The following is a 26,620-nucleotide window of genomic DNA, read 5'->3' on the forward strand; positions in this document are numbered from 1 at the left end:
CAGCGCTGCATCACGCATAAGATGCGCAACACGCTGCCGAAAATCCGCGACAAGGACAAAGCGGATTTTGTGACAGATATGAAGGCGATTTACAACGCTATGGATCGGGAGGTCGCATTGGCCAACTTCGATCGGGTTCAAACCAAGTGGGGTAAAATGTATCCGAAGGAGCTGGCGTCGTGGGAGAACGAGTTGTCTTTCCTGCTGTGCTTCTACGACTTCCCCAAGATGATTCACTATGCCATTTACACGTCGAACCTAATCGAGCGAACAAACAAGGAAATCCGCAAGCGGCTGCGGCCAATGAACAGTTTGACGAATATGGACGCGGCGGAGAAGATTGTCTATCTGCAAGCCATAGAATACAACGAACGCTGGAGTAGTCGCGTGTGTACCGGATTTGGAGACACCCTCACGCAACAAGCACTCAAGCAAATGTTTGAGACGAAGTATCCACAGGCGTAAGCGGCCGCATCGGGCGTCCGTGAGGGACACGAGGCAAGCCTACAAAAACAGCACTTTGACAATTGGAAATGAAAGGGGATTTTTTCAGGGGGGATCCCCCCTGAACCTTGAAAGCAAATCATATCCATTGTCCCAATGGATACCCTACAACCCCTAAAAGATAATTACACAAAACTCTTGACGCTACCGCGTTCGACTTGGGGGGGAGGCAATACGTCTCCTCATACAGTTTCCCCCCATTTCATTGACTGGAAAAATCATAAAAAAGACCGCTCCAGTGAACGGTCCATGATTTTTCTATTAATAAATTTACTTATTCTATCGTTTTCTATCGAATGAAGCGAACCTTCCACATCTCATTTTCGGACCAACAATATGACCGACTCCACATGTGTCGAGTAAGCAAAGTCAACATAGAAGTTAATCCCATCAAAGCAGTTTTTCGTAATCTCGTTTACTATAAATAATACGTCGGATTTCTACATACTTGTCCATAACAACATAGAATACAAGGTAATTCTCAACAACAAGCATTCGATACTCGTCCTTGAGCCCTCCCGTGCTTTTATAACGGTGCCCTGCGAAAGGGAATTGTTGCAAATTGGAAATTCCCTTGTCAAACTTATCAACAAGATGCACTGCTGCTTCTGGTGCATGGAGTTGTTCGCTAATATACTGAACAATGTCCACCAAATCTAATCTTGCTACGTCAAGATAATGTAAATCGTAATTTTTCTCCACCATAGGTCCCCCTTTAATCCATATGGTAAATCCCTAGCCGCTCAAGCAATATCATCTTTTGTGTGACAAACTTTTTCTCTGCTTCGATTATCGATTCTTCGTATTCTTGTTTATTCTGCTTCAGCTTCTCTCCCACTTCATTCATGAACTCAATCGAAAATGACGGAATTTCAAGCTGCTCTAGCTTAGAAGGGTTAATCAGTTTAATTGTTGTTCCCGTCTGTAAAGCGTCTATCATTCTACGTCCTGTATCACTTTGCAAAAATTCATACAAAACATAAGCGTTGTATCGACTTGGATTGACTCGAATAATTGATAGATTGCCGCTTGCAAATGCCTCACAGAACAGACTTTCCACTATAGCGAACTTGATTACCGAGCCTTTGGAGGTGATCAAAATATCCATTGGTTGAATGGCGAACTTGTCTAGCCAATCTTGTTTTTTGTAAGTGATTCTTGAATTTTCATCATAATTGATTCTCCCGTTTTCAATATCCTTGACGTTAAGAAAGTAATGGGTCGCAGACATCGAAAGATCTTCATGTTCTTCTTTCGATAGCTGAACTCCCCGTCTGATTTCTGCGATTTTACCAAGTTTTACGGTATGCTGGAATGAATTCTTCAAAATATCAAATTCTAAATATTCTTTGGTATTAAGGCTGAAGTTATAGGACTTGATTTTTTCGATGTCTATTAGCCTACAAAACCGCTCCTCTTCCATGCCGTTCCAGTAAGTATCGATGATTTTGGAAAGACCTTCCTCAGTAATCCCATGTTGATTTCGGTTGATTCTACAAGAATAGCCCCCAGCATCTATAAACAATATTCGGCCAAGTCTATTTTCAGGTTTCTTCATATTGAAAACGATCAACTCTGTACCAATGCCAGTTTTAGAGTAAAGATTTTCCGGCAATGTGATGACGGCTTCGATTAGATCCTTCTCAATGATTGATTTCCTAATGTAAGCTTCAGTGCTTCTTACCAACGTTCCCTTTGTTCCCACAACAATGGCTTTACCGTTAGAATTCAGATGGTACAAAACATTCTGATAAAAAGCCCAATCAGCCGACGATTTAGGGGGAATGCCATGTTCGTACCTCGGATCGTTCTTCGCATTCTCCGGATTCCAGTCAGCGCCAAAAGGAGCATCTGAGAAAATAAAATCAAACGTGCGACTCTGGCCCTCTGTACTTGCAAAGTCTAATACATCTTTATTAACAATCTTGAAATCAGGGATTCGGTTTATAATCATCAACAACTTAGAAATTAAATAGGACGTTATGTTTATCTCTTCACCATAGTAGGATATAAGTTTGTTCTTTCCCGAAGTTTTCAAACGGTGAAAAATTTCTAGATAAACACTTGAAATTCCGGAACAGAAATCGGCAAATGACTGAATGTTTTCAAGATGGATTAGCTCGAGGGACAGATTAGTTATCGATGCCGGCGTTTCATGAATTCTCTCATCGCCGCCAAAGTTAAAAGCCAGCAAGTTAATAAACTGCGCCATTTCATCGTGATTCACGAATTGAAAATGGTACAACTTTTTTATTACATTTTCCAATGCTCGATAAGTAGAGCTATTCGAAAAATGAAGGAATGAAGAGACAAGCCCCGTGAAAATTCCCTTAAGTTGTTCATTTTCCCACTCCAGTTGTTTCATTCTACTATCAAACCATTCTACACTCGAACTCCTTTGAAAAATGCGACCCCACTGTACATCATTCTCGATGCTTGGCTCAAGTTTATTTAAATAGTAGATTGATGCTGCAACCAATAAAATAAGATTTGATTGTTCACTAGTGTAAAGCCCCTTTAACTCATCAAGGCAGGTCAAAATAAGTTTATTCATTTCGGCATCCCTATCGTTCACTACATAACCACCTCACCATTTAGGTATTCCCATACCTTTTTAACCTATCGAAAAAAATGTGTAGTCATGCCCAAAATATAACATGGGACAAATTGGACGTCAAGGAAATCAAACAAACTGGAGGCAAAGCCCCCAGTTTAATATATTCATCCTTTTTCTTCCTTACGTAAACGCTGTCTTAATTGCTTAAACACTTCATCGTGGCTAAAACGAACATCAGAGCTATTTGCTTCGATTTCAGCCTCTTTCAGCTTTGCAAAAATCTCGTTGTTGTACTGTATATTTTCATACTGCTCAATGCTCATAACAACCATATCCCCGTGTCCGTTTTTCGTAAGAAATACGGGTTCCAGGGTCTCGTGAACAATTTTTGATATTTCGGCGAAATGATTTCGCAAATCGGATACAGGTCTAATATGCGGCAATGCACCCACCTCCTAACAATACTTTATCATTATTATGATAATCAATCAACTTCATCTTTATGTGATAAAGTCGACTTTATTAGAAGGTCTTCGATGTAATGACACTACGCATTCAACATGCCCCGTATGCGGAAACATATCCACCGGCTGAACCTCCAGCGCTCTATACCCCCCATCCTCCAACAACCGCAAATCCCGTGCCAAGGTTGAAGGGTTACACGAAACGTAGACAATCCTTTCCGGTTTCAGCTCCAGCATGGTCCCAATCAGCGCAGGGTCGCACCCTTTACGAGGAGGATCAACGACAATGACGTCCGGCGTAATGCCTGCCTTTTGCCATCGGGGCATGACGACTTCGGATGCACCAACCTCAAACTCCACGTTATTCATTCCGTTGATCGTAGCGTTCCTGCGAGCATCCTCGATCGCTTCTGGAACGATCTCTACGCCGAATACGCGATCGGCATGTCTTGCGAGGAACAAGGAGATCGTGCCGATGCCACAATAGGCGTCGATGACGGTTTCTTTTCCGGTTAGCCCTGCATATTCTACCGCTTTGCCATATAGTCGAACCGTCTGCTCAGGATTGACCTGAAAGAACGAACGAGGCGAAATGGCGAATTGGATACCGTCGATTTCGTCGTAGATGACGTCCTCACCCCACATGGTGCGGGTTTCATCTCCGAAAACGACGGGGGTCTCGGCCGTCTGGATGTTTTGGCAGATGCTTGCGATTCCGGGAACCCGCTCCCGGATTAACTCGACAAACTCCTGAGCGTGAGGGATATCGAACCCGTTGGTAACTAACACAACCATGCGCTGCCCGGTCGTACGCGCATGGCGCACAACGACATGCCGCAGCAGACCGCGTCCTGTCGCCCGGTTGTACGGGGATATTGCCAGCATTCGCGCAGCTTCCTTAACAGCCCGGACCGTCTCTTCGTTCTCTTCCTGTTGGATGAGGCACGAATCCATCTCAACGATATCGTGGCTCCCCATCTCATAGAAGCCTCCGATCAAGCCACCTTCGCCATGGCCGATTGGAACCTGAGCTTTATTCCGGTAGCGCCAAGGCTCGTCCATGCCGATGGTCGGATGCACGATAACAGCCGAGCGATCGCCTAAAGCCGCTGTACCTGCTCCTGATTGATCCCCCGCCACTTGAAGCTTCCCGATCCGCTGCAAATTATCGACAACATGCTGTCGCTTCCACTTAAGCTGCTCCTGATAGTCCAGATGCTGAAGCTGGCAGCCGCCGCATGTATCGTGGATTGGACAAGGCGGTTCAACGCGTCCTCCCGTGCCTCGATTCACAATCTCCGTCATCTGAGCGCGGCCGAACGATTTGCCGATGCTCAGCACCTCAACACGCACCCGTTCTCCGGGCAGCGCACCACGAACAAAAAGGGTATAGCCCTCTACTCGGCCAACCCCTTCTCCGTCATGCGTCAGTCCGACGATATCGCTCTCGATCCGCTGTCCAACCTGAACCGGAACACCGGCAAGCGCCAAAGGTGGAGTCCGCGACCCGCTCCCTCTGGTCCCACTACTTCTACCACCGCGATCGTCAATGCGCCTGCCTCTGGCTCCGTTGCCCTTGCCGCCAAGCCCATTCTTCCCCGACGTTCCGCTCCTTGAGCGATCATTTTCTTTGCCTCTACGATCACCTGTTGGGTGCGTCGACATCCCGCTCCCTTTGCCGCTACGCTCCGAATTCATCTCATTTCCTCTTCTCTTCCCGTTACGCTCAGAATGAATCCCGCTGCCCTCCCCCCCGCTCCTCATAGCTGAAGCGCCCGTCCTGCGCCGTGCTTGCTGTAGGAGGATTCTCCGGACTCGTCCATGATGACGTTGAGGTGCGCGGGAAGCAGATTAAACGAGCAAGGAAGCGTGCCGCCGAACTCGCCGTCCACGTTCAGCTGCACGCGATCGTCCGAATCCACCTCGACTCGGTTCGTCTGGAAATGGATGATGTGCGGGTCTTCCAAAATCTCTTCCCCGCGCAGAACGATCGTCGCAAGGCGAATAAACTCCGGCAGGTTGCATTTGCGCAGAGCGAGCACGTCAAATACGCCGTCGCAGGTGCTTGCGTGCGGAGCCAGACGGTCGAAGCCCGCAACGGAGTTGCTGTTGGCGATCAGGAACAGCATAAACTCCTCGTCGAACTCGCCGATGCCCTCGGCCCTGATCTGCATGCGAGTCGGATGGAGACGCGTGATCTTCTCCAATCCCTTCATATAATAGGCCAGCTGTCCGACCATCGTCTTCAGCTTGCTTGGAACCTCGTACGTCAGCTCGGTTAACGAACCGCCGCCGGCAATGTTAATGAAGTAACGGTCGTTCGCTTGCCCGACGTCGACCGGCTTCGTGTAGCGCCGCGTAATCAGATCGCAAGCATCCTCCCATTTCCGCGGAATGCCATGTGCTCGCGCGAAGTCGTTCGTCGTGCCCAGCGGAAGAATGCCCAGCGACGGCCTGCGCTCGCACATCGACAAGCCGTTCACCACTTCATTGAGCGTTCCGTCGCCGCCAGCGGAAATGACCATGTCAAAACCGCGCTCCGACGCCTCGACGGCAGCCCGAATTGCGTCTCCCTTGCCTTCCGTCGCGTGGCAGGACGTCTCCACGCCGCCTTTCTCCAAGCGCTGCAGGATCGCGCCCAGCTTGCGCTTAGCCTCCTCCCGGCCGGAGGTCGGATTATAGATTAATCGTGCCCGAATGATATCCAACAGGATCCCCTCTCATTTTCCCTACCCTATTTTCCCGTATCCGTTTTGCCTTGCCCTTGTACCTATGTATATGTACTTATCTGTACGTCTAGTTGCCGACTTCCCGTTCCAGGCCGCGTTCCCGGATTTCCAACCACTCCCGAGCCTGCCGAACGACCCAAGCGGCAACCTGCGGGTGCGGCATCAGTGCCGCGCCGTCATAACGGCATACTTCAAGCCCGCCTGAGCTTGCCAGATGGCGGGGAATCACCGTCTTCGTAAAATAACCCTCGCTTAAGAATAACCCGACCGCCAATATTCGGAGGTCGGGCCGATCGCGTCTGATCGTATCGATCCGTTCGGCGACTTGGCTAGGCAGTAGTAACGCTATCGAAGCGGCATGAAATCCCGCTCGCACTCTGACCCGTTCCGCGATCCCGGACAATTCCCGCTCCCAGCTCTCGCGGAAGCCGGCCTCTTCGCTTCCGTGTCCGATCAGCAGCACCTGTTCCTCGGAAGGCTCTTCCGACAGCCTCATTAACCGATCGAGCACGATGCTGTCGATCTCCGCGGCTTCTCCCATCGGTTGCCCGTAATTGATGCACAGCCCGCCAAGCTCGAACGGCTCCAATTCAGTTGCAGTCCGTGCCTCCGGATATACTCCGAGCGCCCAGCCGATCTCGTCCACATGAGTGCTTCCCGACGACACGAACAACGGAAGGACCAACGCCTCCGTTACGCCTTCCGCGAGCAGCCGGTTAATTCCATCCTGAATAAGCCGTCCATCCACCAGTTCAAGAAACACAGCTTCCACGACCAGCTCCGTTCCCAACTGCGAGCGAACGGCCTCTATCGTCTCATCCACCAGGGCAATCCAGCCGTGTTCTCTGGAGCCGTGACTAATTACCAGTAAGCCTCTCTTCTCCAAGTCTAAGAGCTGCCCCTTTCTCTGCGATGCAATGCCTTTCTATCCATGCTATCTAAACGTTAAGCCAATGTCAACGTAGACGAGAAAGCCGGCCCGTCTGTCGCCGCATTGGCAACGAACGGGCCGGCTTAGCTTGCGGCCGCCTGCTCTTATTCTCCCCGAACGGTGGATAGCGTAATCCATGTCGGGCCTGCGAAAGCCGAAGCTTCCTCCCCTTTCGGATTGCGAAGGCGGAACAGATAGCGATCGCCTTCCTCCGCTTCCCAGACGATATAGTCCCGTATTCCGTCCTCGCCCGTGGACTGAAGATACAGCTCGGCATAGCCTAGCGGATGCTCTACAAGCTCGCCGCTATGCTCGGAGACAGTGCCGAACTTCTTCAGCTCTTGCTCGGCGGACTTGCGAACGGACTCCAAGTCGTCGTTCGCTGACAGCCGCTCGATATCGACGTAATAATCCGTGTTGTCCGTCAGAGTTAGCCGACCAGATGCCGCGTCAAAGCTGAATCCCTCGAATACGTACAAGGAGAATCCCTCCCCTTGCTGCAATGTCGCGGTTTTCTGCTGATACCCATCCGCCGTCATCAGCTCGAAGCTATCGGTCTGCGGACGTTCCGTCGGGAAGCTCTGCTCCGGAGCCGCGGACGACTCGACTGGCGGTGGGGTCTCGGTGACGCTTCCTCCGCTCCCGGGTGAGCTTATCCCCGACGGCGGAGGCGAAACCGGCGTTTCGTCCCCTCCGGTACAAGCCGCAAGCGCGAATGCCGCGGCGACAGCCGGAATGATTTTAATCGCTTGATTTCGCCGAATCATTACCTTCTCTCCCTTCCTGCCCCGATGCAGTTGTCTCGGTCAGGCCTTAAATCAAACCCTTTCCTAATGTATAAACGATTATTCCACAGAAAGAAACGAATATTTCAAAATTGTAATTATCCTAATCTCCTCCACAGTTAAAAATAAACCGTCAGGGAAGCTCCCTGACGGCTGCATGAAAATTTTATACGAATTTATCTGGAAGCTAAGAAAGCGTCCAACTGCTTCTGTTTCTCGGCGATAACGTCGTCCAGTCCGTTTTGCTTCAATTTGTTGTAGTACTCGTCAACCTTCGCCGGGTCAACTCCTCCCGTCTCAAGACCCGGGGCGTATTGCGACTGCACGTTTTTGAGCGCTGCAACCTGGGTCTTGACCGGCTCCGCATCGAACGTAAAGCCGAGCGCCGGGGAGTTGATTGAGCCTTCGTTAAACTTCTTGAATTGATCCCATTTGTCTACCGCTTCCGTATCCCAGATATAGTTCAGGAATTGGTTGCCGAGCATCCATGTCGAGGAGCCCGCGATATAGTTCGCCTTGCCCGGAGCGTCGGACATAATTTCGCCGTTCAGCGTGTAGTGCTCGCCTTCGATGCCGAAGTTGATCAGGTTGTTCAGGTACTTATCCGTATAGAGCAGGTCGATGAACATCATCGCGCGCTCCGGATTTTTCGATGTCGAGGAAATTGCGAGCATCGAGCCCGTCGTCTCGCCCGTGGAAGTCGTAATCGATGTGATGCCGACTTGCCCGATTTTGCCTGGCAGGTTGGCCGCAGCGGCCATCTCGGCGTCTTTGCCCGGTTTAAGCGGAGAGACGACCATAAAGACGTTGCCCTTCTTCAAAGCGTCCGTAGGCGACAGCTGCGAAGTTGCGGCATCGGAATTAACCAGCTTTTTCGTGAACATTTCGCGAGCGATGTTCAAATAATCCTTATACACCGGATACTCCATCGCCGGCTTGATCGTCGTGTCGGTGCCGTCCTTCAGTACGACGCCTTCCAGCTTCGTGTCGCCGAAGAAGTCGAACTTGTTCATGTAGTGGGAATTCAGATTTTCTCCGTCCTTCACGTACAGCGGCGTCCAGTCCGGCTTCTTCGCCTTCACTTCCTCCAGAATCGGAATCAGATCGGCCGGCGATTTCACCGCCTGAATTTTCTCCGTCAGCCCCAGCTCATCAGCGATATCCGTGCGGAACAGAATGCCGCCTTGCTCCGCCATTTCCTTCAGTGCAGGAACGCCGTAGTTTTTGCCGTTAATTTGCGCGCCGTCCAGAATCGCCTGGGAGACGACGCTCTTGATACCCTTGCCGTATTCGTCCAGCAGCCCTTCGTTCAGCGCCAGGTAAGCGCCTTTGCCCACATTGGTCGCATGACCGTTCCAGGCCGCCGTGAAAATGATGTCCATCACTTCCCGTCCGGAGACGTACAGGTTCATTTTCTGATCGTATTGTCCCCAGTCGAGCATACGAATGTCCAGCGAAGCGTTAATCTTTGTTTTCAAGTATTCGTTGATCTTCTCTTCGACCTTCTTCTCGTCCTTCGGCGGCGTTCCCGGGAAGTACAAGGTCAATTCGACGGGCTCCAGCTTGCTGACATCGATGCCTTCGGACGCGGCCGCAGACTCGGACGGCGCAGCAGATTCCGACGGAGCTGCCGACTCCGAAGGAGCCGCAGAGGAAGCGGACGGCGACGCGGAGCCTTCCTTATTGTTGTTACCGCCGCTGCAGCCTGCAAGAACGACGGACAACATCATCACTAACGCGAGCATCAGCGCCCAAGGCTTGCTCATTCTGAACATGGTGGTGCCTCCCTTTTCTTAATCATTGAAATTTATGCTTAACCGGCCGGTAAACCGGTAGAAGCCGTACAGTTGCCAATCCCGCCTCTAACCTTTGACAGCACCCACTGTTAATCCTGCCACAAAATACCTTTGGAAGAACGGATAAGCGAATATTATCGGTCCGATCCCGACAACCGCCATCGCCATCCGAGCCGTTTCTCCCGGCATTGTGAAGTTCGGATCGTTCGCCGCAAGAGCCGAATAAGCCGCAGCGTTCGCGCTCAGATACTGGATGTCGAGCAGCGTCTTGTACATCCGGAACTGAATGCTGACGACCGATTCGGAATCGGTAATGAACAGCAAGCTGAGAAACCAGTCGTTCCAATACGTCAGCGTCGTAAACAGCCCGACCGTTGCGAGCACCGGCAGCGACAGCGGCAGCACGACCGTGAAGAAGATGCGCCACTCCCCCGCTCCGTCGATCTTCGCCGATTCGTACAGCTCCTTCGGAATCGAATTGGAGAAAAACGTACGAATGAGCAGAACGAAAAATCCGCTTATAAAATAGGGCATCATGAGCACGAGCAGCGTGTTCTGAAGATGAAGCCCCTGCGTATAGACCAGATAGAAGGGTACAAGTCCGCCGTTAAACAAGATCGTGAAGAACATGAAGAAGGAGAAAAAGTTACGATGCGGATAATCCTTACGTGAGATGGGAAACGCGTACAGCGCCATCATCGCCAGACCGATCACTGTACCGAGCACCGTCAACAGTATCGAAAACCCGTACGACTTCACAATCGCCTGCCAATCCTTGAGCAGAAAATCGTATGCGCCCAGGCTCCATTTTTCCGGAAGGAGACTGTAGCCGTTAATCAGAATCGTATTCTCGTCCGTGAACGAGGCGATGACGACAACGATAAGCGGAAACACGCATAGAAACGTGTAGATCCAGAAGAACGAATTGATCGCGAAATTCGCGCCTCCCGAGACTTGCTTGGCCAGCTTAAGATCAGACTGTGCGGCCGCTTGTGCCATATGGAATCCTCCTAATGCTTTCTAGAACAGGGCATCGTCTTTGCTGATTTTGCGGATGACCAGGTTGGCCGTAAACACGAGCAAGAATCCAACCACGGCTTGATATAGTCCGGCCGCCGACGACATGCCGATATCCCCTGCGTTGATAAAGCTCTGGTACACATACGTATCGATAACGCGCGTCGTATCGTAGATCGCCCCGGCGTTGCGGGTCACTTGCCAGAACAGACCGAAATCCGCGTTGAAAATTCTCCCCACCTGCAGCAGCACCATAACGATAATAACCGGACGGATCAGCGGGATCGTAATTGCGGTAATCTGCTTCCATTTGGAGGCTCCGTCTATCGTCGCCGCCTCGTAATATTCGTCGTCGATGCCGATGATCGCCGCCATGAAGATAATCGCGTAATAGCCGATCCCCTTCCAGGTGTTGACCAGCGGCAGAATGAGCGGCCACCATTTCGGATCGCTATACCATTCGACCGCATTCGCGCCGAACAGCGGGAGGATCACCTTGTTCATCAGCCCGAGCTCGTTGTTCAGGAAGGCATACACCAGATAGCTCACAATGACCATCGACATAAAAAACGGAAGAAACATCGTCGTCTGATGGAACTTGGCCAGAAAGCGGTTCTTCATTGAGTTGAACATGATCGCGAACGCGATGCCGATGACCGTATTCAGTACGATAAACACCGCATTGTACAGCACCGTATTTCTCGTAATGAGCCAGGCGTCCGACGTCTTGAACAGAAATTCGAAGTTGAACAGGCCGACCCAGGGGCTGCGCAGGAAACTCTCGAACAGCGTCTCTCCGGGTGCGAACTTGATGTTCTTGAAGGCGATTAGAGAGCCCACCATCGGAATATAGTTGTTGATGAGCAGAAACACGATCGTCGGGGCCATCATCACGTAGAAGGCGCCGAATCGGCGAAAATGTCCCCGCCCAAGCCTTGCCGGCTTCTTGCGCAGAGCCGGCCTTGTCGGCGGCGTTTGCGCAGCTGCGGAAGCTTGCTCCATCCCTATCACAATCCTTTATGCTTATTGGCAATCTTTGTTTGTGTCCTCATTTTAGCGCGCGCCGTCCTCCCCCATCTATCTACTGACATGACCTACATAGCACTTTAGTGACTTTTCGACGCGGAAAAAGCTTCGCAATGGCCCAGGCTGTCTATTTTTGCGGCGCCCCTATTGCACACGTGAGTTTACGCCCTACGAAGAAACCTCCACGAGGGAAGTTAGCTGGAAAATCGTACAAAGCAGCTCGGACCAGGCTCAAATGGCGGGCGTTTGTACGAAAAATCGTACAGAGCAGCTCGGATCAGGCCCAAATGGGAGGCGTTTGTACGAAAAATCGTACAGAGCAACTCGGATCAGGCCCAAATGACGAACGTTTGTACGGAAAATCGCACAAAGTGACTCAAGGCGTAAACGACGGACGTTTGTTCGAAAAGTCGCGTACAGAGCAAGTAACTCGGATCAGGGTCAAATGGCGGACGTTTGTATGGAAAATCGTACAAAGCAGCTCGGACCGGGCTCAAATGGGGGGCGTTTATACGAAAAATCGTACAGAGTAACTCGGATCAGGCTCTAACGACGGACGTTTGTACGGAAAATCGCACAAAGTGACTCAAGGCGTAAACGACGGACGTTTATACAGAAAGCCGTACAAAGCGCTCAAAACCAAAGGGGTGTATGTCTCTAAAGCGTCTTCGATGAATATATGGGCAGCTACTGGAAATCCGGATGTGTTGTGGGTATGATTAGGTCTCCAGGAGCTCCCCCTTCTTTATATCGATCAAGCAATTCTGCGGAGACGATAGAGCCAGTTAAAACAAAAATCCCCCGCGCCGTCCGGATTCGCCAGTAACAGCGAGTCGTCGGACAGACGCGGGGGATGCGCTTAACGCATAATCTGGTGCTTCTTGCGATATTCCTGCGGGGACAGCCCCGTCATCTTCTTGAACAGCTTGGCGAAATAGGAGAAGTGCACATAGCTTAAATCCTCGGCGATCCGGCTAATCTTGTCGTTCGTCTCCGCCAGCAGCCGCTTGGCCCTCTCGATCCGGCACTGTGTAATGTAGTCGGTGAGGGACAGTCCGGTTTCCTTGCGGAACAGCCGGGACACGTAGGCCGGATTACGAAATACCGAGCGGGCGATATCGTCGCGATTCAATTCCGCTTGCAGATTGTCCTGAATAAACGACTGCACCTTCGCCACAATAGCCGACGAATCTCTCATCTTGTCCTGGAACGCCTCCGCGCATTTGCGCACGACGCGCACCGACCACGTTTTCAGCGCTAGCGGCGATCGGATCGCCTGGGAGTCTCCCAGATCCGACGGGTCCAGCGCCTCATAGATCGATACCCCGGCTCGGAAAGCGGCTTGATAGAGCAGATGAAGCAGCCCGTAGCGGAACAGCTCCAGCGTCTCCCTTCCCGCGGCCTCCCGCGCGAATTGATCGGTCGTCGCCTCGATCGCCCGGACCAGCTCGTCTTGACGGCCGTTGTCCAGCAATGTGCCCCATTCCAGAAAAGAAGGCAAAGCAATCGACTGCCCTCCCTGGGCCTCCTCACCACCAACGGCAGCATCGATCACGACCTGCGAAGCGGTGACGTTGGCGCGTTCAAGCTGCAGCAACCGCTCAACGGCGGCCGGCACCTCCCCCACGCTAACCACACTTCCGATATAGCAGGATACGCGACAATGAAAATAATCGCGGCAAGCCTGCACGAACTGCCGGCATCTTCCCATCAGCGCCTGCCGATCGGGAGTGTCCGATTCGCCTAAGTACAGGAGGCCCAGACTGAACTCCCCGGGGTCTTGCACCACCGTTCCGGCTCTCTCCCCCATGATCGTCTCCGCCGCCGCTTTGCGCAGCGCATACTCCATAATGCTCTCATCGCGGGAATCCAGCTCGACGTCCCACTGCTCCACGCTAAGCAGAATCGGCAGTACCCGCCCCTTCTCCGCCGTCAGCGGAATGTCGAGCTGAGCAAACTCCCGGTCAAGCCGATCGGACGACCGACCGAATCGCCCCTCCAGCAGCTCGCGCCAGAAGCGGTCGACCAGAATCGGCAGCTGACTGACCCATTGGCGACGATAGTCGTCCAGCTTCTTCTCGAAGTCGGCCTGCTCTCTGCGGCGCTCTACCTCCTCGATTGCCCGGGCGACAATGCCCTTCAGCACATCGTGGTCGATCGGCTTCAGCACGTAATCGAAACAGCCCATATGCAGCGCTTCTTGCGCATATTCGAATCGGGCGTGCCCGGTTAAGAACACCGTCAGCGTCTGCGGGCTCGCTTCGCGAATATAGCGGAGCAGCTCTAGGCCGTTAGCTTCCGGCATCTCAATATCGGAGATCAGCAGGTCTACCGTCTGCCGCTCGATATGGGCCTTCGCCTCGGCAACGCTCTCCGCTTCGAGAATCGTTCCGATCGGCAGGTCGCTCCAATCGATCCCTTGGGTAATGCCCTTCAAAGCGTACAGCTCGTCGTCAACGACCAGCATTGTCAGCATCGGACTCCTCCTCCTTCGCCGCGGCGGCGGTGTTCTTCTCCTCAAGCTCGAACGAAGTGTCCCGCTCCCTCGGCAGCTTCACCAGCACGCAGGCCCCGTTCTTCTCTCCGTTGCCGAATACGATGGCGCCCTTGCCTCCGAACAGCATTTTGAAACGGCGCAGCACGTTCCAGATGCCCAGATGATTGGAGACGGTTTGCGCGACATAGGCCGAACCGTTCAGCTCCGCAAGCATCGTCTCCGGAAAGCCCGGTCCGTTGTCTTCGATCCGCAACAGCGCATACGTCCCCGACTCGTCGTCATCGTCATCGTCCTCGCAGCGGATGACAATTCGAAATGGCGTGCCGTCTTGCTTGCGCTTATTTAATCCGTGAATGACGCTGTTCTCAATGAAGGGCTGCAGCATCAGCGGGGCAATCTCCCAACTCATGTACTCCTCGGGTACGTCGATCTCGTATTCCAGCTTGGAGACGTAACGGATTTTCTGGATTTCCAGATAGTGCTCGATATGACGAATTTCATCCTCAAGCCGGACGACAGCTCGATGTCCAAGCATCAGAAACCGAAAATAATCGGCCAAATGCAGCGACAGCTTCTGCACCGTCTTGAAATCCTTCAAAGCGGCCAGATTGTAGATAATATTTAGGCTATTCATATAGAAATGAGGATTGATCTGAATTTGCAGATGCTTATACTCCGCCCGTTGCAGCCGCAGCTGCTCCTCATAGACGTCGATCTTCAGACTCTCGATCTGTTCGGCCATCTTGTTGAACGTTCCCGACAAGAAGCTGAACTCGCTGCTGGCGGCGAGCGCCGGCAGACGGGTGTCGAACTGCCCCTGGCCCAGCTTGCGCATGCCGCGGATCAGGCGCACGAACGGCTGGAACATGACCCGCTGAAGGAATAGCAAATAGATCGACAGAATAATCGCCAGCGCCAGCGGCATCCAGAAGTTGAGCACCTTTTGGAAAAACGGGAGATTTTTCAGAATATAAGATTCATTCATCACCAGCGTATAACGAACGTCGGCGTATTGGGACGGCTGAGACAGAACGATATACGATTGGCCGTTATAGACGAGCCCGGTTTCCACTCCGTTCAGGTCCTTGAGCTTGGCCATAAAGCCGGCGTCCTTAAGCGGCGCATACTCGACCTCCGTAAGAACGTTGCCGCCGGAATCCAGCAAGAAAGCCGAACCGTCCTGACCGACGTCGAAGTTGTTCATGACGCTCTGCAGCGCCTCCGCCTGGACAAGCGCTCCGGAGATTATTTTGAAGCCGAGGTCGTGCGTCTTCATCAGGAATGTCTGCCCGGCGATTCTCATCAGCTCCCACTGGCGCTCTTGATCGGGAACGCCCTTCGGCACGTTCTCCTTCGCCCAGGCCGACAGGAGGTCGAGCTTCTCCAGTGAATTGTATACGTATTGCGTTGCATATACGAGCTCTCCGGCCTTATCCGAGTAGACAAAAAAAGTATCGATCAGCGAGCTGTAAAAAATTGAATCGATCGCCAGCTTCTCGTGCAGCCGGGTTTTGGACAGCGTGTACTCGTCGCTCGACGTCTCCAGCAGCGGCAAAGCTTGAATCTCCTGCTCCCGCTCCAGATTGATCAAGTAATGATAGTAGTCGAGCAGACTCTTGTCGTTGTTGCGCACATACTCGGTCAGCATAATGTTGTAATGGGACGAGACCTGCTCCTTTACGACGCGTATTGCATACAGATTGTTGTAGATAACGAAGGCGGCAATAGGCAGCAGCACCAGAAAAAAGCCGACGACGATCTTGAAGCGGACAGACTGCCAGAAGCGCATAAATTCTCCCCCGATTGCGCCGATGCTGAATTGGAATAAGCTTCCTCTAGCATAGCTTACTTTTTTTGGTGCTAGCAATATGATTTTAGGCATCTTTATATGTACGGTGACAGTACGAAGCGTCTATAATTGACGGCAGCGCGGGTGGAACTTGTCGATAATCAGAGGAGAGGCGCGTAATGGATGTCTCTATCGTGATAAAAGCTTATTTGAAGCAAATTGAAGAGGGATTGCCGGGGGGAAAGCGCCCCCAACGCTGTGGGCATTGCTCCTCCAATCGGCGTCCTCATCGCCATGGCCAGTTCTGGCGGACAGTGTTTACGCGCATGCAACGGTAGACGATTCCGGTGCTCCGGGTTGTCTGCCCTGTCTGCAACAAAACGATGAGCCTGCTGCCCGACTTTGCCGAGACGCATCACCAGACGGCTGTGGACATCAAAGAAGAAGTCATCCTCCAAAGCTGCGAGCAGCGAAGCCTAACCGAGATCGCCGAAGAGCCGCTAAGCGCGACCGGAGGCAGCTACGCCGAAAAAAAATTATGGCGCTGGCTTCGTAGATGGGAGAAGCGTCGAATTCGGCAGGAAGCTCAACTTCGGTCTCTGTTACTATGCCAAGGCCAGGCTGAGCCTCTCCCTCGGGTACAAAAGTCCGTTTGGATTGAGTTGTTTGCGATCTGGCCACACATTGCCGGAGAAGAATCTCTTCTCGCTGCTCTACTTCGTCTTGAACGCTCACTCTCACCAGCATAGATCGACGAAATCGCACAATAGCTGGCTTTAGAGCCTCCTCCTCCTCCCCGCCTTCACAATGGAGCTTGGGCCCCTATATAAGCCCAACGAATTGTAGATGCGCGTGAGCCGTAAGTGAGTAAATCACAGGGAGGAAATCATCATGTCAGAACACCCGATTAAAGACGAACTGTTTCACGTTTACTACAAACGCTGGATTACGGTTTACAAAGAAGGGGCCATACGGTGAGTTACAATGGCTAAATATTTGATGACGCATCAATGGTTGGTCAAATTAGTCCCTCACTTGACTCGCTTATGCGAGAAAGCCAAGTACCCAACATTTCAATCCACGGCTTGCGGCACACACATGTATCGCTTCTATTGTTTGCAGGTGTCTCCATTGCGAGTGTGGCACGACGGCTTGGACATGCGAGCATGACCACGACTCAGAAAACATACCTCCACATCATCCAAAAACTTGAAAATAAAGACATCGATATCGTCATGCGTTCATTATCTGGCTTAAGCTAACCCTCATCATTGGCCTTAACTTACGCTGATGAAGGGTGATGAGGTTGTCGAGTTGGGTGAAGAAAGCTGTAATTTCCTAAAGCCTTACTGTCCAATTCTTCGTTCTAAGTACCATGATGGATGGAAACAGAAAGTATCTGTAACGAATCATTCCCTCGTTTGTTTCTCTCCGTGTATAGCTCCCCCAACCTCCGAGCCTCCCACGCCCCATAAAACCCAGGAAACCTTACCTTAGGAACATTCTCTTTATTTTCGCTCATTTCTGCTCTCCCTGTAGCTTCTTGATTTCTCTATCGAAATCTGAGACTATTTTTTGATGCTTATTGAATTCTTTATACTCGCCGATTGCCTTTTCCTTAGCTGTGCTCTGTGCAATACGTCCATTCCCGTCCAAGATTTCATAGCGGTTGAATTTCAGGAATTCATCAATACTTGTCGCAAAGTCCTGCATGCCCAATAAAACTTCATCTTCGAGCAGACGCTCTACATAGTCAAAATAAGCGGAGACGTTACGCTCCAAGCTGCGAATTTCCTTTGCCGTCAAATAATTTTTCGCAACGACGACGTCGGATTGTAGAATTCGCCCATCGGGAGAGTTCTTCCAAGAAGTAAGCCCCATGTATTCTTTGTCTTTATCGGCACTATCATATACAATTTCCGCAGCAGTTTTGCCAGTAATCGCATAATGAAACTTGTTTTGCACTGTCGCATAAAACTTCTTGGTGATCTCTGCGTTCCGATCATAATCATATGAAATTTCCGCAAAAACATCTGATATTTGTTGCCATATCCGTCGTTCACTTGCTCGAATGGAACGAACCGTTTCAAGCAATTCACGAAAATAATCCTTGCCAAAAGCATTCTCGCCTTGTTTCATACGTTCAACATCAATTTTGAAGCCTTTTAGAATATACTCTTTTAAGACATCCGTTGCCCATATCCGAAACTTCGTTGCCTTTTGCGAATTTACACGATAGCCTGTTGAGATGATGGCATCCAGATTATAATATTTCACTGGTTTTGTTTGGGTTTTCCCTTCAATTGCACCGTGCTGAGTGGTATGTGCAATTTCTGCACTAACCACTTGTTCCTCAAGCTCACCCGTCTCAAAAATATTTTTCAAATGACGAGAAATGGATGTTCTATCGACACCGAACAATTGGGCAATAACCTTCTGAGTCGCCCAAATCGTTTCATCCTGAACAAGAACCTCGACTCTTTCATCGGCATCGTACATTAGAAATTGTATTTCTTTCATCACGACCTCCAATCCGCATCATCTGCTGAAAATCCGCCACCCGTCATCCTCCATATCCGCAATCCGGTTCGTTCTTGAATAGGCTTGAATTAAATTGGCGCATTTCAAGGTTCTATCTAAATAAAGCGTATTGAGACCGGGAGCGTCAAAACCGATTAATAATTGGTCGAAATTCGTGCCTTTCTAAAATTAAATTTCAGTTAAGATACTTGCATCTTATATGATTGTTCTTAAAAATGAAAATACAAAATTTTTAATTTTTCAAAATTAATTTCCACAAAAAAAGCTGCCCGCCCTGTTAAAGAGCAAACAACTTTTTGTTCTCGTATCCCTATTAAACGCAGATCAAATCCTCTATTCCGCCGCCCCATCATTACCAAAACGCCCGAGACGTTCCAGCGCCAGCTTGTACCCGTCGTTGCCGTAGTTCAGACAACGCTTCACGCGGGAGATCGTCGCCGTGCTCGCCCCCGTCTCCAGCTCGATCTGGTTGTAGGTGTTGCCTTTGCCGAGCATCCGCGCTACCTCAAGTCTCTGAGACAAAGATTGAATCTCGTTCACCGTGCACAGATCGTCGAAAAAAACATAGCATTCCTCCACGCTCTTCAGCGTCAGAATCGCTTCGAAAAGTTGATCTATAGATTTATCGTTCAGCTTCTTCAGTTGCATACGCTCGCACCCTTTCCTCGATCCGCTGGGCTGGACGACGCGGCCTAAGCGCCTGTCGAGAAGCGCAACGCCTCAATCTTGCTTTGATTTCATTGTACTGTGTAACGGCCGACAGTTCAAGCGTTAGCGTATTCACGCATCACAGAGGTAAAATGTTTGCCTTCTGCCTGAGCAATTTTCCCTGGGCGCGGGCATTCGTCCATTCCGAAGGCTCCCGCCCGGCATAGATTAGGGTAGTAGAAAGGGTGTGATCCTATGACCGATCCGCAGCCTCCCTCTCTGCATGGCTGGGGTCCTGATTTCGGACAGAACGTTTTCCCCGGCATTGACGGCGGGTTCTCCGGCCCTCCGGCCGTCATAGATGATGCGGTTGTTCCCGTACAAGCAGCGGCTACCGCAACGAAAAGCGCCCTCCCCTTCAACCTCTCCAATCTTGGCATCTCCAATATTGGCGATCTGAAAGCGATGTTCGATCGTATGGGAGGCATCGAAGGGGTCATCTCGACGATGGGGAAAGTCCAGAAATTTATGTCCACGATGCAGCAGGTCGCCCCTATGCTCAAGCTGTTTATGGGCAAGGGGGGCAAGGCGGCTGCAGCCACCACCGGCAGGACCCCCTCCCGCAGAAGGACGACCAAGCGCTCCACGCCGCGGAGAACGACCAACAAACGGCGGCCGACCAAACGGCGGCGTTAACGGAAACTTAAAAGAGGCTATTCCCCGGTTTTCCTCAGCTCGGGATTAGCCTCTTCTTCTTTTTAGCTCTCATATTCCAGGAACGGATCCGGGATTCGAATCGCGTGCGCCTCGGCATCGCTGACTCCGGTATACAGGGAGGCGGTTCCATCCTCATGCCGTACAATTCCACCGCTGAAAATGACGTCCTGCAGGTCCGCCCGTTTGGCCGGGCCGTCCGGGAACATCGCCCTTGTCGCGATCAGCTTGATCGGCGTATAGCGATAATCTTCCGGATTGAACGCGAAAACCATCGGGTAATAGTGCCGGATATTGAATTCCTCCATCCAGGCAATATGGCCCAGCACGCCGATCAGTCCGCCCTTTAGCAGATGCGCTTCGTTGGCCCCGCCCCATTCGTCGGGCAGAAACTGCTGGCGCAGCATATGGGCCTCATTGATCGCCTCTTCCGTCAAGCCGTCCAACGAATCGATTTCCGTATAGCCGATCAACGCGCGAGCGCCGTCGACCATCATCGGCCTAGTGAACACGCCGATGCGTCCGTTATCCCTTTGGATCAGACGAATGTCCTTCATCGTTAGCGGTCCTTTAGCAAAAGGGACAAGATCGTCGATGGAATAGCCGCGATAAAACACGGTACGCCAGGAAGTCACGTAATGCGGATCATCCCCGTCGAAATACACCTCAACCCCGCCGAACACCAATTCTTCGCCAATAAAGGTGAAAAACGGATCCTGAAGCGCGAACACCGGAGCCCCGTTCCGCGGAACCCACTTGCCTTGACGTTCGACGAAGAACATCACCTCGGAGGACTCCTTGTCGCGGTCCTCTACGCGTCCGGCGATAACTCGCTCCCCCCGATCAAGGAACGGAGCGCTAATATTATACACATCGCGATGACCGACGCCGGAGAAAATCAACTTCTCTCCTGCATACGTCGGATTGCCTGCGAGAAATTCCTTCAGCAGCTCGACAGTCGGTTTCGCTTGTTCCGTATAAGCAAGCATAGAAGGTCCTCCTGACTGGACAAAGATTACAGCTTCTTTATTCCATTGTAGCAATCTCGAACGTTCAGGTTCGGGCTATCGGATTTAATGCATGAATAGTGCCAATACATAATAGATAAGCGCCGCCACGACGGAGACGATCGGAATCGTAATCAGCCAAGTCAGCACGATCCGGCCGGCCATACTCCATTTGACGCTGGAAAACTTCTTCGCCGAGCCGACGCCCAGAATCGACGATGTGATCGCATGGGTCGTACTTACCGGGAAATGAGTCAACGTTGCGCCGAGAATAACCGAGGCGGAAGCCAAGTCGGCGGAGAAGCCGTTGATCGGTCCGATCTTGAAGATTTTCGTCCCCATCGTCTTAATGATCTTCCAGCCGCCCAACGAGGTTCCGAGCGCCATCGCCAATGCCGCGGACAGCTTAACCCACAGCGCGATTTCCAGATCCGACTGGATGTTCGCGGCCACTAGCGCCATGGTGATAATACCCATCGCCTTCTGCGCATCGTTCGTGCCGTGCGTAAACGATTGGAACGCCGCAGTAACCACCTGACCGCCGCGGAAAAGCTTGTTCACGCGATGAGGACTGGAATTGGCGAAAAGATGCTTCAACACGAACATAATAATGAAACCAAGGCCAAAAGCGATGAATGGAGACAGGATAAGTCCCTGTAAAATGGACGAAAAGCCCGAGTAGTTAATCCCGCTCCAGCCTTCGGATGCGATCGCCGCTCCAGCCAGCGCTCCGATCAGCGCATGGGAAGAGGACGAGGGAATGCCCACCCACCATGTGATCAGATTCCAGACTATGGCCGCAATCAGAGTTGCGATGACGACCGTCAGCCCGTGCTCCAGCTTAAACGGATCGGTAATCTTGCCTCCGATCGTCTTCGCGACTCCCGTAAAGCTTAAGGCTCCAACCAGGTTCATCGTAGATGCGAGAATAATCGCCCTCCGCGGCGTTAAGGCGCGCGTCGATACGGACGTCGCAATCGCGTTGGCCGTATCGTGAAACCCGTTGATGAAGTCAAAGCCCAAGGCCAGCAAAACGATAATGACAACTATCAGTAAGGTATAATCCATGATATTCTATTCCGTCCCCGCTTGCGCCGATCAAGAATTGCGCATAATGATGGATTGCAGCGTATTCGCGACATCCTCGCACGAATCGGTCGTCTGTTCCAGCCGCTCGTAAATTTCCTTGTGCTTGATGAGCTCGATCGGATCGGAAACGTTCACGAACAGATTCTTGATTCCCTGACGCATCAGGTCGTCGCCTTCGTTCTCCAGCTCGTTGATATTGACGCAATGCGGCTGCATCGCGAGCAGCTTCTTCTGGCTAAGCAGATAGATCGCCGATTTAATTTCCTGCGCGCTCCGTTTCAGGCAATCGCCGAATTTGCGGATGTACGGATCGGCTTTCGTAATCTGGTACATCTCGAACCGAGAAGCGCAAGCCTCGATGCCGTCCAGCACGTCGTCCAGCTTCTTGATCAACTCCATAATATCTTCGCGCTCGATCGGCGTAATGAACGTTTTGTTAAGCTCGGTGAGAATAATGTGCGTACACTTGTCCCCACGATGCTCAAATTCCTTCATCTCGCGAGCGAATGCAGCGACGTCCGGGAAGTCTCCATTCACGGCATTGACGAAATGATCGACCGTCTCCACGATAATGTCCGACATTTCCTCCAATGTCTTAAAAAAAATGTCCTTTTTCCGAAACACGGACAGCCCTTCTTTCCCATATATGTACCTGGCTAAATTTTACACTCCGTTAATCCAGCGATAACGGTGCGTTAACTTAATTATTTTATCACATGCCGGACAGGCTGGGTACAGCTTACTTTCGACACTTTTCAATTTTTTATGGCAAAATGCCACAAAAACTGGACTCCCGGAACCTTATCATTCGTTTGATTTCGACGCAATATTCCTCTTGCCGTTGTCGAAAACCCGGATGTCGGGCTAGCCCGACCGAACTACAATTGCTTATTACCCCATTTATCTATCAGGTCACCGCAAATCTTAGTATTTACCAAATTTCTCTTCACAAGCACAAAAAAGCTCATTGCCGATACTTTGGAAAAAGGGGCCGTCCCGGGTCGCAACGACCGGAACAGCCCCTTCGCATTATTGATAAGTAACCAGCTTGTCCATCGGATTGGAGGTCGGTACGACATGATAATAAGTCGTGCCCGGCAAGAACGGCAGCTCCTGTCCGTCCTTCATCAACCGGATGACGTCGCCCTCCTTGCGCTCCCATTGGCAAACAATCGCTTTGCCCTGCTGGAACAAAATCGCTTCCCCGCCTTTGTTCAGATCGACGACCAATCGACCTACGCTGTCCTTAATATCGTGCTTGGCGGACAGCACGACCAGATTCGAAGCCGACAGCTGCTCGTTGTTGTTCTTGTCGATGTGCGGCTCGTTGTTGATCGAACGATAGTACAGCCCTTTAGTACTGTCGTAGGCATAGGAGACCTTGTAGCTAGATAGCATAAACTTGATGTCGATGTTAACGGCGCTCGTCGCGGTCGCCAGAGCCGGGGGCGTGTCATTGAATGTAAATACGGGCACGTTAGCCGTAGTTCCGTATTTCCGCTTCTCCGCACCCTCGCGCAGCTTTTCGAGCGTGGAATAAACGTTGTGCGGCGCTTTGCGAGACTTGTCCCGGTAAAAGTAAGCTCCGGCATTCGTAATCTCGTCCAGATGCTCCTTCTTCTGCTTCTGCAAAATCGCAAAGCCGTCGTTGCTCGCTCCCGCGTGAACAAGCACGCCGCCATAGAATTCTCCGACCTGGATGTAATAAGGACGAATACTGCGGATCGGTCCGATCGGCTCGATAAACTCCTTGCTCTGAAACACAGCGACAAACCGCGTAATTCCGCCTTCGGCCAGCAGCTCCCACACCACATCTGCCTGCGTCATCCCCGATTGAGGCCTTGCCGGCGCAAGATTGTTGATCATGACCGCGAACGGCCGATTCGTCACTTCCTTCTCCGCCGGCAGCCCCGTTAACGGCGCCAGGAAAGCTGCAGCAGGCGGCGAAGGGGATTCGCTCGAAGTCGCGGAAGCGCTTGCGGTAGGCGGCTGAGTCTCAGCCGGGGGCGTTGTTTCCGCCTCCTTATTCCCGCCGCCGCAGGCAGTCAACCCCACGATCGCGGCAGCCAGCGTCAGCTGCAACGCGATTCGCATTCGTTGCGTCATGCTCATTCTCCTTTTCCCATGTATGTACCCTATAATTAAACCATATAGAGCGCGTGGGGAAAAAGGGTGAAATTTCTTTTATTGCGTCCGATTAGGTCGATCCGTATAACTTATTGAAAACGATAGACTTTCCATAGCCCGTCGACTTTAACGAAAATGTAATCTCCGGTACCTACGGTTTCCTTTAAGCTGCTATCCAATGTTTTAGTTGAAATTTTAACGATAGTTACCTCTTCTGCTGCCTGCTTTAGATCGTATTCATCGGTCACAGCCTTGACCCTTGAATTGTCTTGCTCGATTTTTGTGACAGCTAAGATATATGGCTCTGCTGCTGAAAATTCGTCAAAGGAAGGGTCATAAGTAAGATTCAATCTAGCATCTTTATCCTTATTTTTAACAGCATGAAGAAGGGACATAACGGACTCCAACAGATCGCCTTTCACGTTTACATTTTCAATATGGTCAAGATCCAATTCTCCTTTGCGTTTCTGCTTTTCGCGATTCTCCCCTTCAATTTGTTCCGCTGTCTCCAACTTGTGTTGGGATATTGACGTATTGGGCGATTCGCTTTCAGCAACAGGAGCTTTCGGCTGCTGTTCTTCGTTTTTTTCTGAAGTCGAACATGCGGATACTACCAAGCACAAACTTAATATAATCATTAATTTTTTCATAAATTTTACACCTCTCTCCAATAATTAGACGCAATGAGGCTGTCGGAAGTTTCAAAAGATATCCCTACTTCCACAAATCATTTGTTGAACTGATGACTTTGACTGTAAATTTCCCCATCATTATTATCACCCCGATTAATTCTAGATAGAGGAATTTATAGGATATTTTATTTTTTTTGGTTGTAAAATTTTGTTTTATTCTCCCTATATGTAGACACTTTTTTTGTAGTATGTAGTTTAATGGGAGGGAATTGACATGAACCAACAAACGATGTATGAGCGTTATAAGAGAGAAATTTATCGGATTGGCTGGAGATTGCAATATCGAACCAAAAAGATAAAAAAACGAGAGCGGCCTATATCTGAGTATGAATTTGCCAGTACTGCATTTACAAACTCGTCGGATGATAAAATATTAATAGAACAATATATGAATAAACTGCCCAATAACGGAAAATTAATTTTGCAAAAAATTTACATAGAAGGCCACACAGAAGTCGAGGTCGCTCGTCAACTAAATATGAGTCAGCAGGCGGTGAACAAATGGAAACTCAAAATGATACAGCAGTTATCAAAGATAGTGAATTCATAGTTATTGTTAACGCCGCGAAGGATAATGATTCCAAAGCAATACTTCAGCTTATAGAGTTATTTAAAACAGATATACTTTATCTTAGCAAATATATTTGTTTGCCAGTTGAGGAAGTCATATCCGAAATTATTGTTGAATTTCTCGAGTTTGTTCACAAAGATATTCAATAACTTGAAATTCAAGTTGTAGAATACCAAAAAAAACTCCCTTATTTATGAGAAGAAAAACACGGCCAACTTCTCCGTCTGATCAGACAAAAAAATAATAATGGGAGTGATTCTAAATGTGGCAACATTTTAAGAGAACAATTAATGGGGTCTCTACAGAAGTTTACACACTTATTAGACATGTCGACGAATTTAAGGTGGGCTCGCTGGGCAACTCTAGTGTCTATAACTCTTCCATACAAGGTGTAAACGGGACGTTTTATGGAGCAAATGTTTTGGGTATCGCTGTACAAGATGGGGCTGCTGTCCGTCCTAGTTCCTCGTACCCTCAAAATTGCCTAAAAAACGGAAGCTCTACTGTTGACCGAAATAGAGGTACCTTGTACCGAACAACTAACGGAATTGTTTCTGTCAAAAAAACAGTTCTTGCGAAAGATCTGACAGGTTCCCTTAGTAACCTTAAGTGGGCAATTGGAGGTATTAGCCTACATCTTGATCAAACACTAACAAAATCTGCTTATGATACTTTAATTGCTTCAGAAGCAGAAGGTGTCGGTGGTACTGCGGATAAGCGTCCTCGTACAATGATGGGCTATATTCCAAGTACCGAGCAAGTAGTCCTTGCTATTGCTGTTGATAATGCAAATCGTAACAATGCAAACTATGGAATAACCTTTTATGATGCCCGCACAATTATGAAGGATTTGGGATGTACAATGGCGATTCATCTAGATGGCGGAAGTTCAACATCTATTCGTTTAAGAGATCAACCACAGGACGGCCCGGAAGTAGTTATTCGTCATAAAGTAACAGATAATGCACAGCAGGTAACCGCCTATTTTGATACTATCTGGTTCCAACAGTATTCGCCTAGTCAATGGACTGACCTGTAAATTGGAGTTGTCAAAAAAAGTGCAGTTTGAAAACACCCTCATACAGAAATCCCTGCTAAGCTGCTTGTGACAGCATTCTTTCGCGATAAATAGCTGG

Annotated in this window: 24 protein-coding genes and 1 pseudogene; 5 read left to right on the plus strand and 20 right to left on the minus strand. The window is 50.3% G+C overall.

Going from position 1 to position 26,620, the window contains the following annotated elements; translation table 11 throughout:
- Window positions 1–465 (plus strand): transposase (locus tag DFP98_RS38040; RefSeq protein WP_147310338.1); only part of this gene is annotated, 465 nt, incomplete at its 5' end.
- Window positions 466–894: 429 nt separating this feature from the next.
- Here DFP98_RS38040 and DFP98_RS38045 read toward each other — a convergent pair.
- From DFP98_RS38045 to DFP98_RS38100, 12 genes are all read right to left on the minus strand, one after another.
- A complete protein-coding gene (locus tag DFP98_RS38045; protein ID WP_116065891.1) occupies window positions 895–1,206 on the minus strand; it encodes a type II toxin-antitoxin system RelE/ParE family toxin in 312 nt (103 codons plus the stop codon).
- 13 nt (window positions 1,207–1,219) lie between these two features.
- Window positions 1,220–3,079 (minus strand): N-6 DNA methylase, encoded by a 1,860-nt coding sequence (locus tag DFP98_RS38050; protein WP_116065868.1) that lies wholly within the window; start codon window positions 3,077–3,079, stop codon window positions 1,220–1,222.
- Between the two features lie 146 nt (window positions 3,080–3,225).
- On the minus strand, window positions 3,226–3,504 hold the full coding sequence (locus tag DFP98_RS38055) for a type II toxin-antitoxin system Phd/YefM family antitoxin (protein WP_116065869.1): 279 nt from the start codon (window positions 3,502–3,504) through the stop codon (window positions 3,226–3,228).
- Window positions 3,505–3,561: 57 nt separating this feature from the next.
- Window positions 3,562–5,223 carry a 23S rRNA (uracil(1939)-C(5))-methyltransferase RlmD gene (gene rlmD, locus DFP98_RS38060; protein WP_116065870.1) on the minus strand — a complete coding sequence of 554 codons (1,662 nt, stop codon included), beginning with the start codon at window positions 5,221–5,223 and terminating at the stop codon, window positions 3,562–3,564.
- Between the two features lie 62 nt (window positions 5,224–5,285).
- Window positions 5,286–6,233 carry a diacylglycerol kinase gene (locus tag DFP98_RS38065; RefSeq protein ID WP_116065871.1) on the minus strand — a complete coding sequence of 316 codons (948 nt, stop codon included), beginning with the start codon at window positions 6,231–6,233 and terminating at the stop codon, window positions 5,286–5,288.
- Window positions 6,234–6,321: 88 nt separating this feature from the next.
- Window positions 6,322–7,140: a sirohydrochlorin chelatase gene (locus tag DFP98_RS38070; RefSeq protein WP_181918194.1), complete on the minus strand. Its 819-nt coding sequence runs from the start codon at window positions 7,138–7,140 to the stop codon at window positions 6,322–6,324.
- Window positions 7,141–7,289: 149 nt separating this feature from the next.
- On the minus strand, window positions 7,290–7,952 hold the full coding sequence (locus DFP98_RS38075; protein ID WP_116065873.1) for a hypothetical protein: 663 nt from the start codon (window positions 7,950–7,952) through the stop codon (window positions 7,290–7,292).
- 194 nt (window positions 7,953–8,146) lie between these two features.
- Entirely contained in the window at window positions 8,147–9,745 is a 1,599-nt protein-coding gene (locus tag DFP98_RS38080; protein WP_116065874.1) for an ABC transporter substrate-binding protein, read from the minus strand.
- 87 nt (window positions 9,746–9,832) lie between these two features.
- The gene (locus DFP98_RS38085) at window positions 9,833–10,765 is read right to left on the minus strand and encodes a carbohydrate ABC transporter permease (RefSeq protein WP_116065875.1); all 933 of its coding nucleotides are present in this window, start codon (window positions 10,763–10,765) and stop codon (window positions 9,833–9,835) included.
- 21 nt (window positions 10,766–10,786) lie between these two features.
- Window positions 10,787–11,785: an ABC transporter permease gene (locus tag DFP98_RS38090; protein ID WP_116065876.1), complete on the minus strand. Its 999-nt coding sequence runs from the start codon at window positions 11,783–11,785 to the stop codon at window positions 10,787–10,789.
- A gap of 883 nt (window positions 11,786–12,668) precedes the next feature.
- Window positions 12,669–14,285: a response regulator gene (locus DFP98_RS38095; RefSeq protein ID WP_116065877.1), complete on the minus strand. Its 1,617-nt coding sequence runs from the start codon at window positions 14,283–14,285 to the stop codon at window positions 12,669–12,671.
- Entirely contained in the window at window positions 14,263–16,095 is a 1,833-nt protein-coding gene (locus DFP98_RS38100) for a sensor histidine kinase (RefSeq protein WP_181918195.1), read from the minus strand. Before DFP98_RS38100 ends, DFP98_RS38095 begins: the two co-directional genes overlap by 23 nt.
- Before the next feature lie 1,046 nt (window positions 16,096–17,141).
- On the opposite strand from DFP98_RS38100, the gene DFP98_RS38115 reads away from it, so the two are divergent.
- Window positions 17,142–17,357, plus strand: a complete 216-nt coding sequence (locus DFP98_RS38115) for a tyrosine-type recombinase/integrase (protein WP_246017207.1) — start codon at window positions 17,142–17,144, stop codon at window positions 17,355–17,357.
- A 256-nt stretch (window positions 17,358–17,613) separates the two neighbouring features.
- Here the strand turns inward: DFP98_RS38115 and rhuM are convergent, their stop codons facing one another.
- The 3 genes and pseudogenes from rhuM to DFP98_RS38125 all read right to left on the minus strand — a co-directional run bounded on the left by rhuM (window position 17,614) and on the right by DFP98_RS38125 (window position 19,284).
- The gene (gene rhuM / locus DFP98_RS38120) at window positions 17,614–18,615 is read right to left on the minus strand and encodes a RhuM family protein (protein WP_116065880.1); all 1,002 of its coding nucleotides are present in this window, start codon (window positions 18,613–18,615) and stop codon (window positions 17,614–17,616) included.
- 54 nt (window positions 18,616–18,669) lie between these two features.
- Window positions 18,670–18,783 (minus strand): annotated as a pseudogene (locus DFP98_RS40365) (type I restriction enzyme subunit R domain-containing protein); the annotation flags it as partial.
- A gap of 186 nt (window positions 18,784–18,969) precedes the next feature.
- Entirely contained in the window at window positions 18,970–19,284 is a 315-nt protein-coding gene (locus tag DFP98_RS38125) for a YerC/YecD family TrpR-related protein (RefSeq protein WP_116065881.1), read from the minus strand.
- Between the two features lie 255 nt (window positions 19,285–19,539).
- On the opposite strand from DFP98_RS38125, the gene DFP98_RS38130 reads away from it, so the two are divergent.
- Window positions 19,540–19,980 (plus strand): phage tail tape measure protein, encoded by a 441-nt coding sequence (locus DFP98_RS38130; RefSeq protein ID WP_116065882.1) that lies wholly within the window; start codon window positions 19,540–19,542, stop codon window positions 19,978–19,980.
- Window positions 19,981–20,042: 62 nt separating this feature from the next.
- Here the strand turns inward: DFP98_RS38130 and DFP98_RS38135 are convergent, their stop codons facing one another.
- From DFP98_RS38135 to DFP98_RS38155, 5 genes are all read right to left on the minus strand, one after another.
- Window positions 20,043–20,987 carry a DUF1861 family protein gene (locus tag DFP98_RS38135; RefSeq protein WP_116065883.1) on the minus strand — a complete coding sequence of 315 codons (945 nt, stop codon included), beginning with the start codon at window positions 20,985–20,987 and terminating at the stop codon, window positions 20,043–20,045.
- 84 nt (window positions 20,988–21,071) lie between these two features.
- Entirely contained in the window at window positions 21,072–22,073 is a 1,002-nt protein-coding gene (locus DFP98_RS38140) for an inorganic phosphate transporter (protein WP_116065884.1), read from the minus strand.
- Between the two features lie 30 nt (window positions 22,074–22,103).
- A complete protein-coding gene (locus tag DFP98_RS38145; RefSeq protein WP_116065885.1) occupies window positions 22,104–22,718 on the minus strand; it encodes a DUF47 domain-containing protein in 615 nt (204 codons plus the stop codon).
- 405 nt (window positions 22,719–23,123) lie between these two features.
- Complete coding sequence (locus tag DFP98_RS38150; protein WP_246017200.1) at window positions 23,124–24,200, minus strand: DUF3048 domain-containing protein; 1,077 nt, start codon at window positions 24,198–24,200, stop codon at window positions 23,124–23,126.
- 110 nt (window positions 24,201–24,310) lie between these two features.
- Window positions 24,311–24,871 (minus strand): hypothetical protein, encoded by a 561-nt coding sequence (locus DFP98_RS38155; protein WP_116065887.1) that lies wholly within the window; start codon window positions 24,869–24,871, stop codon window positions 24,311–24,313.
- Between the two features lie 256 nt (window positions 24,872–25,127).
- Between DFP98_RS38155 and DFP98_RS38160 the strand changes: the two genes are divergently transcribed.
- Together DFP98_RS38160 and DFP98_RS38170 are read left to right on the plus strand one after the other, a co-directional pair.
- Window positions 25,128–25,463, plus strand: a complete 336-nt coding sequence (locus DFP98_RS38160; RefSeq protein WP_116065888.1) for a sigma factor-like helix-turn-helix DNA-binding protein — start codon at window positions 25,128–25,130, stop codon at window positions 25,461–25,463.
- 283 nt (window positions 25,464–25,746) lie between these two features.
- Complete coding sequence (locus DFP98_RS38170) at window positions 25,747–26,523, plus strand: phosphodiester glycosidase family protein (RefSeq protein ID WP_116065890.1); 777 nt, start codon at window positions 25,747–25,749, stop codon at window positions 26,521–26,523.
- Window positions 26,524–26,620: the final 97 nt, after the last annotated feature.

The sequence above is a fragment of the Cohnella phaseoli genome, assembly GCF_003386235.1.
Taxonomy (GTDB): Bacteria; Bacillota; Bacilli; order Paenibacillales; family Paenibacillaceae; genus Cohnella; species Cohnella phaseoli.

Bases quoted from the DNA above. Each gene is read 5' to 3' on its own strand.
- DFP98_RS38170 (WP_116065890.1), top strand. From the start codon at position 25,747: ATGTGGCAACATTTTAAGAGAACAATTAATGGGGTCTCTACAGAAGTT.
- DFP98_RS38080 (WP_116065874.1), bottom strand. From the start codon at position 9,745: ATGTTCAGAATGAGCAAGCCTTGGGCGCTGATGCTCGCGTTAGTGATG.
- DFP98_RS38090 (WP_116065876.1), bottom strand. From the start codon at position 11,785: ATGGAGCAAGCTTCCGCAGCTGCGCAAACGCCGCCGACAAGGCCGGCT.
- DFP98_RS38130 (WP_116065882.1), top strand. From the start codon at position 19,540: ATGACCGATCCGCAGCCTCCCTCTCTGCATGGCTGGGGTCCTGATTTC.
- DFP98_RS38115 (WP_246017207.1), top strand. From the start codon at position 17,142: ATGCGAGAAAGCCAAGTACCCAACATTTCAATCCACGGCTTGCGGCAC.
- DFP98_RS38135 (WP_116065883.1), bottom strand. From the start codon at position 20,987: ATGCTTGCTTATACGGAACAAGCGAAACCGACTGTCGAGCTGCTGAAG.
- rlmD (WP_116065870.1), bottom strand. From the start codon at position 5,223: ATGAATTCGGAGCGTAGCGGCAAAGGGAGCGGGATGTCGACGCACCCA.
- DFP98_RS38160 (WP_116065888.1), top strand. From the start codon at position 25,128: ATGAACCAACAAACGATGTATGAGCGTTATAAGAGAGAAATTTATCGG.
- DFP98_RS38075 (WP_116065873.1), bottom strand. From the start codon at position 7,952: ATGATTCGGCGAAATCAAGCGATTAAAATCATTCCGGCTGTCGCCGCG.
- DFP98_RS38140 (WP_116065884.1), bottom strand. From the start codon at position 22,073: ATGGATTATACCTTACTGATAGTTGTCATTATCGTTTTGCTGGCCTTG.
- DFP98_RS38095 (WP_116065877.1), bottom strand. From the start codon at position 14,285: ATGCTGACAATGCTGGTCGTTGACGACGAGCTGTACGCTTTGAAGGGC.
- DFP98_RS38085 (WP_116065875.1), bottom strand. From the start codon at position 10,765: ATGGCACAAGCGGCCGCACAGTCTGATCTTAAGCTGGCCAAGCAAGTC.
- DFP98_RS38155 (WP_116065887.1), bottom strand. From the start codon at position 24,871: ATGAAAAAATTAATGATTATATTAAGTTTGTGCTTGGTAGTATCCGCA.
- rhuM (WP_116065880.1), bottom strand. From the start codon at position 18,615: ATGAAAGAAATACAATTTCTAATGTACGATGCCGATGAAAGAGTCGAG.
- DFP98_RS38150 (WP_246017200.1), bottom strand. From the start codon at position 24,200: ATGACGCAACGAATGCGAATCGCGTTGCAGCTGACGCTGGCTGCCGCG.
- DFP98_RS38100 (WP_181918195.1), bottom strand. From the start codon at position 16,095: ATGCGCTTCTGGCAGTCTGTCCGCTTCAAGATCGTCGTCGGCTTTTTT.
- DFP98_RS38125 (WP_116065881.1), bottom strand. From the start codon at position 19,284: ATGCAACTGAAGAAGCTGAACGATAAATCTATAGATCAACTTTTCGAA.